This is a genomic window from Olsenella sp. An188, assembly GCF_002160255.1.
GTDB classification, from domain to species: domain Bacteria; phylum Actinomycetota; class Coriobacteriia; order Coriobacteriales; family Atopobiaceae; genus Thermophilibacter; species Thermophilibacter avistercoris.
Window position 1 is genome coordinate 363,345 of the sequence record NZ_NFKF01000002.1, and the last position, 12,397, is coordinate 375,741.

Annotated in this window: 10 protein-coding genes; 1 reads left to right on the forward strand and 9 read right to left on the reverse strand. The window is 65.5% G+C overall.

From position 1 onward, the window contains the following. Position 1: 1 nt before the first annotated feature. The 4 genes from B5F23_RS04020 to B5F23_RS04035 all read right to left on the reverse strand — a co-directional run bounded on the left by B5F23_RS04020 (position 2) and on the right by B5F23_RS04035 (position 2,984). Positions 2-766, reverse strand: coding sequence for an HpcH/HpaI aldolase family protein (locus B5F23_RS04020; protein WP_206392232.1), 765 nt, complete (start codon positions 764-766; stop codon positions 2-4). Positions 767-875: 109 nt separating this feature from the next. Next, positions 876-2,168 carry a PTS ascorbate transporter subunit IIC gene (locus tag B5F23_RS04025; RefSeq protein ID WP_241145787.1) on the reverse strand — a complete coding sequence of 431 codons (1,293 nt, stop codon included), beginning with the start codon at positions 2,166-2,168 and terminating at the stop codon, positions 876-878. Positions 2,169-2,232: 64 nt separating this feature from the next. Continuing rightward, positions 2,233-2,529 carry a PTS sugar transporter subunit IIB gene (locus B5F23_RS04030; protein WP_087352036.1) on the reverse strand — a complete coding sequence of 99 codons (297 nt, stop codon included), beginning with the start codon at positions 2,527-2,529 and terminating at the stop codon, positions 2,233-2,235. Continuing rightward, positions 2,529-2,984 (reverse strand): PTS sugar transporter subunit IIA, encoded by a 456-nt coding sequence (locus B5F23_RS04035; RefSeq protein ID WP_087352038.1) that lies wholly within the window; start codon positions 2,982-2,984, stop codon positions 2,529-2,531. Before B5F23_RS04035 ends, B5F23_RS04030 begins: the two co-directional genes overlap by 1 nt. A 410-nt stretch (positions 2,985-3,394) precedes the next feature. On the opposite strand from B5F23_RS04035, the gene B5F23_RS04040 reads away from it, so the two are divergent. Beyond that, complete coding sequence (locus B5F23_RS04040) at positions 3,395-4,183, forward strand: DeoR/GlpR family DNA-binding transcription regulator (RefSeq protein WP_087352040.1); 789 nt, start codon at positions 3,395-3,397, stop codon at positions 4,181-4,183. Between the two features lie 15 nt (positions 4,184-4,198). Here the strand turns inward: B5F23_RS04040 and B5F23_RS04045 are convergent, their stop codons facing one another. From B5F23_RS04045 to B5F23_RS09840, 5 genes are all read right to left on the reverse strand, one after another. Beyond that, a complete protein-coding gene (locus tag B5F23_RS04045) occupies positions 4,199-5,074 on the reverse strand; it encodes a YitT family protein (protein WP_087352041.1) in 876 nt (291 codons plus the stop codon). After that, positions 5,071-6,186 carry a peptide chain release factor 2 gene (gene prfB / locus B5F23_RS04050; protein WP_087352042.1) on the reverse strand — a complete coding sequence of 372 codons (1,116 nt, stop codon included), beginning with the start codon at positions 6,184-6,186 and terminating at the stop codon, positions 5,071-5,073. The genes B5F23_RS04045 and prfB overlap by 4 nt, the downstream gene beginning before the upstream one ends. Continuing rightward, positions 6,187-8,958 carry a preprotein translocase subunit SecA gene (gene secA, locus B5F23_RS04055; RefSeq protein WP_087352045.1) on the reverse strand — a complete coding sequence of 924 codons (2,772 nt, stop codon included), beginning with the start codon at positions 8,956-8,958 and terminating at the stop codon, positions 6,187-6,189. It abuts the gene before it with no gap. A 167-nt stretch (positions 8,959-9,125) separates the two neighbouring features. Next, the gene (locus tag B5F23_RS04060; protein WP_087352046.1) at positions 9,126-12,053 is read right to left on the reverse strand and encodes a bacterial transcriptional activator domain-containing protein; all 2,928 of its coding nucleotides are present in this window, start codon (positions 12,051-12,053) and stop codon (positions 9,126-9,128) included. Between the two features lie 71 nt (positions 12,054-12,124). Then, positions 12,125-12,397 (reverse strand): hypothetical protein (locus B5F23_RS09840; RefSeq protein ID WP_206392235.1); only part of this gene is annotated, 273 nt, incomplete at its 5' end.

The window sequence follows — 12,397 nt, forward strand, 5'->3', positions numbered from 1 at the left end:
CCTATGCCTGGGCGCGGATGGTCTGATAGTCAAGCGCGGCGTCCGCGAAGGCGTCACGCAGGATGTGCACGTCGATGGCGGACACCATGAGGTTGATGTCCCGGGCGTAGCGCCCGATGAGCGCGTTGCCGCCGATGATGCCGAAGCCCTTGCGCGCCGCCACGCAGGCGTCGCGCACGCGGTCGATGAGCGCGAGCTCCTCCGGGCAGCCCACCGCGTCGGGGTAGCCCATTGAGATGGCGAGGTCGCAGGGACCGACCACGGCGGCGTCGATGCCGGGGACGGCCAGGATCTCCTCCACGCGCTCCACGCCGGCAACGGTCTCGATCTGCGCGATGGCGAGCGTGCCGGCGTTGGCGCGCGCCATGTTGGTGGCATGGTGGCCCGAGGGGCCGTATGCCGTGTGGGCGCCGCCGGAGTAGCTGCGTCGCCCAAGGGGCGGGTACTTTGCCCAGTCCGTCAGCTGGCGGGCTTGCTCGGGCGTCTCCATCATGGGGACCATGACGCCCGAGGCGCCGCGATCGAGCAGGCGAGACACGTCCGCGCGCGCCAGCTGCGGGGCGCGGACGACGGTGGGGAGGCCGATCTGGTTGCCGAGCATCATGAGCGTGCTCAGGCGCGCGTCGTCGACGTCGCCGTGCTCCTCGTCCACGAGCAGGAAGTCGATCCCCGCGGCCTTGGCCATGAGCGCGACCGGCGCGGAGTCGATCACCTGGACGAGCAGTCCCCCGAGGTGCGCGTCGCGCAGCGTGGAGACGTCAATCACGGCAGTTCCCTCCCTCACTTGCGCCGAGGGCGCCCGCGGGCTTGCTTCCGCGAGCGCCCTCGGCCTTAGACCTTAGAGCTGAGTAGGCAGTACAAATCCGGTTCCCGGCTTAGGCGAAGATGCTGCCGATGCCGTAGATGATCGAGCCGACGATGTTGTAGTCGACGTTCGGGAAGGAGGCGTCGGCGATTCCGAGGTCGGCGAAGGCCGGGTACAGGACCAGGCAGCCGGCGCACAGGAAGATGCCCACGAGGAAGGAGCCGAGCAGGGCGCCCTTCCAGCCGCCGTAGGCGTAGCCGCAGACGCCGCAGGTGCCGCCGGAGAAGAAGCAGATGCCGGCAGCCGGGATGAAGATGACGTCGGAGCCCACGGCAACGAGGATGGCCATGGCGACGAGGCCGCCGAGGAAGGAGCCGATGAAGCCGATGATGACGGCGTTCGGGGCAAACGGGAAGATGGCCGGGCAGTCGACGGCGGGGCGGGCATCCGGGATGAGCTTCTCGGAGATGCCCACGAAGGCCGCGGTGATCTCGGCGATGAACTGGCGCACGCCGTAGATGAGGACGGACATGCCGGCGGCGAACTGCAGGCCGGCCATGAAGGGCCAGATCCACCAGATGTTGTTGCCGAAGTTGGCGGTGATCTCCTCGGTGAAGTTGCCGGTCACGTAGCAGGCGATGGTCACGATGTAGAAGAGCACGACCATGAACAGGGCCACGGAGAACACGAAGTCACGGAAGAGCTTGAAGAACTCGGGGAGCTCCTTCTCGTTGGCCTCCTCCTGGGCCTTCTCGGTGCTCTTGGTGAAGAGCTTTCCGATGTAGCCGGAGACGGCGTAGCCGATGCAGTTGAAGTGACCGATGGCGATGGTGTCGGAGCCGGTCAGCTTGTTCACGAACGGCTGGCAGAACGACGGCAGGGCCGCGCCGCAGAAGCCGAGGATGACACCGCCGAGGACGACGGTGACGACGGTCGGGGCGCCGAGGGCGATGAAGACGAGCGCCAGGACGCACGCGAAGTACAGGAAGTGCTGGCCGGTCAGGAAGACGGCCTTGAACGGCGTGAAGCGGGCGAACACGAGGTTCATCGCGAAGCCGAGGACGAAGACGAGCGACACCTCAAGGCCGTACTGGTTGAGGGCCATGGCCGTAGCGGCCTCGACCTGCGTCACGACGCCGTTGATGTTGAAGGCGGTGCTGAACATGTTGGAGAAGATCGTGACCTGCGCCGACATGGCGTTGGAGCCGATGTTGAAGATCATGAAGCCGATGATGGTCTTCACGGTGCCCGAGAAGACGTCAACGGCCGACTTCTTCTGAAGGAGAAGGCCAACGAGGGCGATGATGCCCATGATGACCGAGGTCTCCCTCAGCTGGTTGAGAATAACGTTGACGATATCCATGAATTAAGTCCTTCCAGCGGAGCTTAAGTCCTTCAGAACCTACTCAGTCAGGAATAACGGGGTGCTACTCGGCGTGCTCGGCGACCCAGGCGGAGAGCTTCTCCTTGATCTCGTTCTTGTCGACGATGTTGGTGATGCCCACGGCGGAGGGGACGCGGGAGTCGGCGTTGAGCTCGTCGGTGAGGTCGCTCATGGTGATGACGAGGTCGCCGTTGAAGCCGATCAGGGAGTCGAGGTTGCCGTGCTCGGTCTCGATGGGCAGGCCCTCCTCCTTGATGACCTGGTCGCACTTGATCTTGAGCATCATGGAAGAGCCCATGCCAGCGCGGCAGCAAACGAGAGCGTGATACGTCTTAGCCATTACATTCTCCCTTCTTTGGCGTGGACGAGGTCCACGACATCCTTAGGCGTGGAGGCGCTGTCGAGCTGCGCGAAGAAGTCCGGGTCGGAGAGCAGCTCGACGAGGGACTGCAGCGCACCGAGGTGGCTGTCGTTGTCCTTGGCGGAGAGCGGGAACAGATACTTGACCGGGTCGTTGTCGGCGCTGCCGAACTCGACCGGCTCCTTGAGGGTCACGATGCCCACGGCGGACTCGAGAGCGCCGCTCTCGGGGCGGGCGTGCGGCAGCGCGACGTGCTCCGTGATGACGATGTAGGGGCCCAGCTCGTTGACGCCCTTGATGATGTCGTCAACGTAGGAGGGGGTCACCTTCTTGTTGTCGACGAGCGGCTGGGCCGCCTTCCTGATGGCGTCCTCCCAGTCGGAGGCCTCGACGTCGAGCAGAACCAGGCTCTCGTCGAGAAGATCACTCAGCATGTCCCATCACCTCTACTTCCTCTCTCGCGGGCGATCGCCCGTGGTCTCGTAACGTTCATAAGTGTGTCATTAACTGAACGTCTCGGCAACGATTTTTTCACATTTCGAACGCGGTAACTCCAAATATTCCTCCGAACGGTATGAAATCGACCGTAATCGTTACATCATATTCCTAATAATACTATGCCATATTTGAGCTATTTTGTTCATTATGATAAACTTTGAACGTGTGTTTACGACGCATCGTTCATATAATATGCCGCTTGATTTCCTTACACTTTTTACTTATGTTGCGCTCTTATTTTATGTTCGAACGCTCTACAAAATATGAATGTTTTCGTGTTGCTTTAGTCGCTTGTGTTCGTATACTGTAAGGGCGGGCTTTTTTGGAGTCGTCGGGAGGAATGCGCATGAAGAGAAGCAGGGCCTACGTTGCCTCCCGTCGCGACGCGATAATCGCCCTGCTGGAGAGCCGTGGCCAGGTGAGCGTCGCGGAGCTTGCCGAGAAGTTCGGCGTCTCCACGCTCACCATCAGGCGCGACCTCGACTACCTCGAGTCCAAGCAGGTCGTCTCGCGCCAGTACGGCTCCGCGAAGCTGCTCAACCCGCTCGGCCGGCCCTCGGGCTCCCGTCAGATACGCGCCAACAAGGCCATCGCGCGCGAGGCCGCCCGCCACGTCGAGGACGGGGACGCCATCTTCATCAACGCGAGCTCCACCGCGCTCGGCATCATCCGCTTCATCACTGCCCAGGACGTCACCGTCATCACCAACAACGGCAAGGCGCTGCTGCTTGACGAGCGTCCCAACGTCTCCATCCTGCTCACCGGAGGAGAGATCCGCCCACCCAAGGCGTCCATGACCGGGGAGGTCGCGCTCGACTACATCAAGCGCGTCACCGCGACGAAGTGCTTCCTGGGCGTCACGGGAATCTCGGCCAACTACGGCCTCACCTCCGCGACCGCTCCCGAGCCCGCCATCAACGCGCTCATGCTCGAGCGCTCGCGCCAGCACGTGATCGTGGCCGACTCCTCGAAGATCGGCCTCACGTCAAGCTTCCAGTTCGGGTCCGCGGACGAGGTCGACCTCCTCATCACCGACACCGGGGCCACCGACTCGCAGCTCGCCAAGCTCAAGGCCTTCGGCGTCGGCGAGGTCCTCAGGGTGGACCCGGCGCTCATGGGAGACTCGGACGACTAGCCCCGTGCGGGCGACCTATCCGTCAATCTGCTTGAAGCCCTCGCCAAAGACCTCGTGGACCTCCGAGATGACCACGATGGCCTCGGGGTCGCACGCAGCGACGATCTGCTTGAGGCGAACGCTCTCGGAGCGGCCGAGGACGCAGAAGAGCACGGGGCGCGCGTTGCCGCTCCACACGCCGCGGGCCTGCAGCTCCGTGCACCCGCGGTTGAGGGTGTAGAGGATCTCGTTGGCGATCCTCTCGTGCTCGACCGAGATGATGTAGGCGGCACGCTCGGAGCGCGGCCCGTCCACCACTGCATCGATCACCTTTCCGCTGATGAACATCGCCACGGCCGCGTAGAGCGCCTGCTCGACCGAGAAGACCGTGGCGGAGAAGGCGATGATCACCCCGTCAACGATGATCACCGCGACGCCCACGGGCATGGCGGTCCGCCGCGCCAGCACCTGGGCGACGATGTCCGTGCCGCCGGTGTTGCCCCCGGAGCGAAACACCAGACCGAGCCCGATGCCGGTGACCACGCCTCCCGCTATCGCGCACAGCAGCAGGTCCTTCTCGCTGCCAAAGACGGGCAGGACGGGGACGAGCGCGTCCGTGAGGATGCCGCAGGCCAGGATGCCGCCCACCGTGCGCGCGATGTAGCCGCGATCGCCCGAGCGGACCACGAGGGCCATGAGCAGCACGTTCATGACGATGGTCTGCATGCCCACCGGCAGCGCGAAGCCCATTCGCTCGGCAATGGCCGAGAAGACCGTGGCAAGGCCCGTTACGCCGCCGGCGGCGAGCCCGTAGGGGATCTCGAAGCAGTCGACGCCGATCGCAAACAGCAGCGAGCCGCCCACGATGAGCGTCGCGTCACGCACGACGGTGCGCCAGGGCACGCGGGTCACGACGCGCCCCCTCCGCCCACGACCCAGCGGTGGTACCCCACCACAAAGCGGTCGAGGTCGCCGTCGTCGAGGACGGACTCCACGTTGCCGGTCTCGACGCCGGTGCGCAGGTCCTTGACGAGCTGGTAGGGGTAGAGGACGTAGCTCCTGATCTGGTTGCCGAAGCCTATGTCGTGCTTGGGCCCGCGCAGCTCGTCGAGCTCCGCCGCGCGCTTCTCGAGCTCCATCTCGTAGAGGCGGCTCTTGAGGATCTTCATGGCAAACGCCTTGTTCTGGAGCTGGCTGCGCTCGTTCTGGCAGGTCACGACCGTACCTGTGGGCAGGTGCGTGATGCGGACGGCGGAGTCGGTGGTGTTCACTCCCTGACCGCCGTGGCCCGAGGCGTGGTAGACGTCGATGCGCAGGTCGTTGGGGTCAATCTCTACCTCGACGTCGTCCGGCAGCACCGGAAGGACCTCCACGCCGGCAAAGGTGGTCTGGCGACGCTTCTTGTCGTCGGTCGGAGAGATGCGCACGAGGCGGTGCACGCCCTGCTCGGCGCGCAGCATCCCGTAGGCGTTCTTCCCGCTCACAGTGAAGGTGGCCCGATCGATGCCGATGACCTCGGCCGCGGGCGCGTCGTTGACCGTCACCTTCCAGCCGCGGCGGTCACAGTAGCGCAGGTACATGCGGAAGAGCATCTCGCACCAGTCCTGCGCCTCCAGGCCGCCCTGGCCCGGCGTCACGGTCACGATGGCGTCGCCGTGGTCCAGCTCGTCGGTGAACCAGCTCGAGAGCTCAAGCTCCGAGAGGTCACGCTCGAGGGAGTCGGCGATCTCGGACGCCTCGGCGAGAAGATCCTCGTCACCGGTCTCCTCGCCCAGCTCGAGCGCCGTGCGGGCGTCCTCGAGGCGGGAGCGTGCGGACTCGATGCCCGTGACGTCGTCGCGAGCCGCGGACAGGTGGGCCATGACGGAGCGGGCCTCGTCGGCGTCGTCCCAGAAGCCCGGCTCAGCACTTCTCGCCTCGAGCTCGGCGACCTTGACGCGCTTCTCGTCGATGTGCAGGTAGCCCGCCACCTCCTCCAGGCGCTCTGAGAGGGCGAGAAGGTCGGGCTTGCTCGCGTCCGCCATCTACCTGTTCCTGCCGTGGCAGTTCTTGAACTTCTTGCCGCTCCTGCACGGGCAGGGGTCGTTGCGCCCGACCCCCACGTAGGGGTCCGGGTCATCGGCCTTGCGGTAGGTGCGAGGCTTGGACACGCCGGGGTTGGCCCCCTGAGGCGCGGGGCCCGCGGGGGCGCGGACGCCCGACGCGACCGCACGCGCGCCGCCCTGGGCGCCGTCGGCCTCGGAGGGACCGGAGTAGCGCGCGCCGCGAAGCTCGTCGGGCTCCTCCTCCGCCGGTGCCGGGGCCTGGGGGGCGTTTGGCCTCACAACGACCTCGAGGCGCAGGATCGTGCGCAGGAAGTCCTCGTACATCGTGTTGACGAGCTCGGTGAAGGCGGCGTACGCCTCGCTCTTGTACTCGACGAGCGGGTCGCGCTGGCCAAAGCCGCGCAGGCCGATGCCCGTCTTGAGGTAGTCCATCTCCTGCAGGTAGGCCATCCAGCGCGTGTCGATGACGCGGAGCATGACCTGGGCAGACAGGGCGTGCATGGGCTCCTGGCCGATCCGCTCGGCCTTCTCGGCAAAGCACGTGTCGACAAACTCGTCGACCATCTCCACCACGTCGCCCTCGTCCTGGCCGTCCTCGACCGACGGGACGTCCTTGCGGCCGGTGAGCTCCTGGAGCCAGCGCTCGAGCCCGCGCTCGTCCCACTCGTCGTGCTTCTTGCCCTCGGGGCAGAACGAGGCAACCTCACGCTGAACCGTGTCGAAGGTGACCTCGCCGACGCGCTCCATGAGGTCCTTGCCGTCGAGGATCTTGTTGCGCTCCTCGTAGATGACCTGGCGCTGGGTGTTCATGACGTTGTCGTAGTCGAGGACGTTCTTGCGCATGGCGAAGTTGACCTCCTCGACCTTGCGCTGCGCACTCTCGACCGCCTTGGTGACGAGCTTGTTCTGAATCGGCATGTCGTCCGGCATCTCGTACTTCTGCATCATCGCCGAGATGCGGTCCATGCGGTCACCGCCGAACAGGCGCATGAGGTCGTCCTCGAGGGAGAGGTAGAACTGGGTCTCGCCGGGATCTCCCTGACGGCCGGAGCGGCCGCGGAGCTGGTTGTCGATGCGTCGGCTCTCGTGGCGCTCCGTGCCGATCACGCAGAGGCCGCCCGCGGACTTGACGCGCTCCTTCTCTGCGTCGCAGATCTCCTTGGCGCGGGCGAGGGCCTCGGAGCGCTGCTCCGGGGTCGCCTCCTCGGGCTCGACGCCGTCAACGCGCAGGAAGTCCTCGGCGATGAGCTCGGGGTTGCCGCCAAGCAGGATGTCCGTGCCACGACCGGCCATGTTGGTCGCGATGGTGACGGCGCCCTCGCGGCCGGCCTGCGCCACGATCTGCGCCTCGCGCTCGTGGAACTTGGCGTTGAGGACGTTGTGCTTGATGCCCCGCTTGTCCAGGATGCGCGAGAGTCGCTCGGAGTTCTCGATGGAGACGGTGCCCACGAGGCAGGGCTGCCCCTTCGCGTGGCGCTCCACGACGTCGTCCGCGACCGCCTTGAACTTGGCGTCGATCGTGCGGTAGACGAGGTCGTCGTGGTCAACGCGGATGACGGGCTTATTGGGCGGGATGACCTGGACGGGAATGTGGTAGACCTCGCGGAACTCCGCGTCCTCGGTCATGGCGGTGCCCGTCATGCCGGAGAGCTTGTCGTACATGAGGAAGTAGTTCTGGAGCGTGATGGTGGCGAGCGTCTGGTTCTCCTCGCGGACGATCACGCCTTCCTTGGCCTCGATGGCCTGGTGCAGGCCCTCGGAGTAGCGCCTGCCCTCCATGATGCGGCCCGTGAACTCGTCGACGATCTTGACCTCGCCGTCCACGACCACGTACTGCTGGTCGCGGTGGAACATGTACTCGGCCTTGAGCGCCTGCTGCAGGTGGTTGACGAGCTGGCCGGACGCGTCGGCGTAGATGTCCTCGATGCCGAGGGAGCGCTCGACCTTCTTCAGGCCCTCGTCAGTGGTCGCGATGGTGTGCTTCGCCTCGTCCATCTCGAAGTCGACCTCGGGTGTGAGGCCGCGCACGGCGCGGGCAAAGTCCTTGTAGGTGCTGGCGGACTTGGTCCCGGCGCCGGAGATGATGAGCGGGGTGCGAGCCTCGTCGATCAGGATCGAGTCGGCCTCGTCGACGATAGCGTAGTGGTGCCCGCGCTGGACGCGCATGTTGGGCCGGGTGACCATGTTGTCGCGCAGGTAGTCAAAGCCGAACTCGGAGTTCGTGCCGTAGGTGACGTCGGCCTCGTAGGCCGGCTTCTTCATCGGCAGGCGCATGCCGTTCTGGATGAGGCCGACGGACATGCCCAGGAACCGGTAGATTCTCCCCATCCACTCGCTGTCTCGCTTGGCGAGGTAGTCGTTCACCGTAACGATGTGGACGCCCTTGCCCGGGATGGCGTTGAGGTAGCCGGCAAGCGTGGAGACGAGCGTCTTGCCCTCGCCGGTCTTCATCTCGGCGATGGTGCCGCGGTGCAGCGCGATGCCACCGATGATCTGCACGTCAAAGTGGCGCAGGCCCGTCGTCCTCACCGAGGCCTCGCGCACGGCGGCGAACGCCTCCGGCAGCAGGTCATCAAGCGTCTCGCCCGCCTCGTAGCGCTCGCGGAACACCGCGGTGATGCCGTGGAGCTCGTCGTCCGTGAGGGCCTTGAACTTCGGCTCGAGCTCGTTCACCCGCGCCGTGATGCGCTCGAATTCCTTGAGCTCCTTGTCCGATCCCATGGAAAGGAGCTTGGAGAGAAAGTTGGGCATGTGTCTCCCTTTGCTGTAGTTCGGCGGCGCCGATAAGCGCACTCACCCCCAACACTCTACTCATTGGAGGGCTTGGCATGGGGCGCGCACGTCGGTCTCACCAAAAGCGCACCCAATGACCTGCGCGTCCCATGACTCCCCTCCCACTTTTTCTCCACGCCCAACCGTCACGACACGCCCGGCGACGCTGGCCCCACCTCCTCCATGACCTGCTTCAGACGCCCCGACGGCGTGTGTTTCCCCGCCCTTCTCAGCCGGTTGTTGTAGTGACGGTACTGTCGGTCCGCTTCCACGGCACGGCCGCTCGCCCGCAGGGCCCTCACCAGCACGATGACCGCGTCCTCCCTGAGGTCGTTCGCCATGAGCGCGTTGGCGGCCAGGCGCGCCGCGGTTCTCTCCTGCCCAAGCCGCAGGGCGGCGTCACCGCCGGCGACCATCGCGTCTGCGTAGAGCTCCTTGAGCTCGTCGCGCACGGACGAGACGTACCCGAGGGCGTCGACCGGGGGCAGGTACAGGTCCCCCGCGTAGAGACGCTCCGCCTGGCGCGCCATCGTCAGGGAGCGCGCGGGGTCCCGGGAGTCCGACGCCTCCCGCGCGAGCGCCCTGAACACGTCCACGTCGCAGCGAACGAGCCCCATGTCCAGTGACACCTCCCTGCTCGAGCGACTTGCGAGGAACGGGTCCAGGCTCGGGTCAATCTCCGCGATCGCCGCCCGCAGAGAGCTCGTGGCCTGATAGGCGCGGTTGAAGCCCGACACGTAGTCGCAGTCGGGCCAGACCTGTTCCACGAGCTGGAACCGCTTCGCACAGGCTCCGTGACGCAGGACCAGGTACTCGAGCATAGACTTGGCACTCCTCTGCTCGAGCTTGTTGTCCGCGATCCTGACGCCCCGTACGTAGACGGCAAATCCCCCAAGCAACGTGACCTCGATCGGAACCGTCGGGTCGCCGAGCGGGGGACGGTCGAGCCCCGCAAGCTCGCAGACGGACACGTCGCGCCCGTCGCGCATGCGCTCGTCCTCGCCCTCCTCAACAGTGGCCAGAGCACGCCTCCACCCCTGCGGCATACGCTCGCGCACGAGCCCGGAAAACTCCCCGATGCCCGTTGCGAGCAGGGAGACCAGCCACAGCGCGTCCCTCGGCACGTCCTCCGGGACCACAGGCGCCAGCGAAGCGTCCTCCCGCAGCGCCATCGCCGCCCTGACGAGCGAGCGCACCGCGGAGAGGTCGTCGCGCGGGCCGTCCTCAAGGCCCATTTCCAGGGTCTCGCCCATGAGGAAGCGGGCGACGTCACCCAGGAGCCTCGCGACGCGACCGAGGTAGTCCAGCGAGCTCTTCTCGGCTACCGTCTCGGCCAGCAGCGACCTGACGTTTGCCCGCGCGCTTGCCTTTGCCCTCAGGTCGCAGACGCAGCCGGCGAGAAGCGCCACCACCTGGGCCAGCCTGTCTCCGGAGCGCTCGGAGCGTGCCATGAGCACGTCCGCCTCCGCCGCGGCGCTCGCGTCACCCGTCACGACGGCGCGAATCAGGCTCGCAAGCGATGCGTACCCGGACAGGCCCTCGAGGCTCGTTGCCGAGAGGAACCGAGCCGCCTCGTCAGGCCTTGAGACGCCCCTTGCCTCGCGGTCACCCACGAGCAGGCGAGCCACCTCAAAGTCAAGGTCGAGAAGAGCGGAGCTGACCGTCATCTCAGAGCTGCTGCGAGGATGTGCGACGAGCAGCCTGAGGGCCGCGCTTGGATGCCCGCCCGCCAGCAGTGAGCACGCCTCCAGGTGCACCGAAGCGCGCTGGGCCAGCAGGCCCGGCAACGCCTCGGGGCGACTCACGAGCGGCGGCTCCGCCCTCAGAACCCTGCGAGCGTCGACAAAGAGGAGCGCGAACCTGTCGGACTCCGCCGAGACGCTCACCTCAAGACGGTCCTTCTCGGTCTTTCCCCTCCTTGCCACCGCAGCGAGCGCGGCCCCGAGGGAGCTCACCGCGCCGCGGCCCAGGTCGATCGTCGACCCCATGAGTGCCCGGCGAACCAGCGACACCTCCCCCACCTCAAGGAACTCGGCGCCATGCGCCAGAACAACCTCGTCTGATCCGCCACATCCGAGCATCTTGTAGAGCGCGGCAGCACGCCGATATTCCCCATTGGAGACAAGCATCCGCGCCGAGGACTCAAGCACGTCCGGAAAGAGCGAGCAGAGGGCGGAGAGCCTCGGGAGGGCAGCCGAGAGCGCAAGGGGCAGGTGACAGCAGAGGCACTCGAAGGACTCAAGGCTGGACGCAACCCCAAACAGGGGAGCGTCAGCGCGGAGGGAGGCCATGACGTCCTGCGGAAGCTTTCCAATCACACCGATGAGGTCCTCGACGGTGCCTCGACCAAGAAGGAGCATAGCAAGCCTGAGCCTGAGCTCCTCGTCGGTCAGGCTACGACGGACGGACGCAGCCACGAGCTCGCCGAAGGCGTCGTAGAAGGCCTGAGGCAGGGCGCTTGAGGCCTTTGTGTCGCCGAGCGAGCGCATGAGGCTTGGAATGCCTCGCGTGAGCGAGCGCATCTCATGGGAGTCCCCGCGCCTTTCCGCGGCAGCAATTCCGTGGGACACGAGTCCCGAGGACCAGACGACAAGACACTCCGGGATTTCCTCCAGGAGCTGGCGCGCCTCCGGAGCAATTGAGAAGATCACGGAAGCGCCCGACGAGACAAGGCGTCGCAGCGCCCTCGCCTGTCGAACTATGCACCCCTCGTCTGAAGCCGGGATGTCGTCGAAGGCAATCGCCGCCCTCCCGTCACCGTGCTCGGCGAGACGCGCCGTCCTGGTGAGAATGCGCGTCGCGTCCTCGGCGGACGTCGAGCCCAGGCCCTTGCGTGTCACACGAAGTCCCGCTCGCTCCGCTTGGGCGAGCACGCCAGATATGACGTCGTGTCGCCCCATCCCCGGCTCGGCGCAGATGGCCACCATGCGAGCACCCTCCGACCCGTGCGGGCCGAAGAAGAGCATCGCGACACGCTCGTACGGCGTCCAGGCGAACTCTTCATCCCGGCTAATAATTGACGCAGTTGACCCCACGACCGAGGTGCCCTCGATCGGCTCCTTGCCATCTTTCATACTTTGGTTTCCTTTTGACGATAGGCTACATTTCAGCTCGAGCTAAAGTAAACCTATCAGCAATTCAAGCTTCAAACGCGAGAATTCGGCGCTTGAACAGTTTTATTTTTGGAGCTAACCGAAAGATAACTGAGAGATTTCCGGAAGATTGCTGAAATGAGGCCAAATTTTGTCCTAGGGGTAACAAAGACCTGATGGCGCAAAAGCAAACCGAAGCAAAAACTGGAGAAAAACGCCCGTACGCCGGAGGCCCCCTCCCCGGCCGCTGCCGGGGAGGGGGCCTCCGCGCGCGAAAATGCCCCTTGTTGGTCAGCGACGTCCTGCTCTCCCACGGACTGACTCCG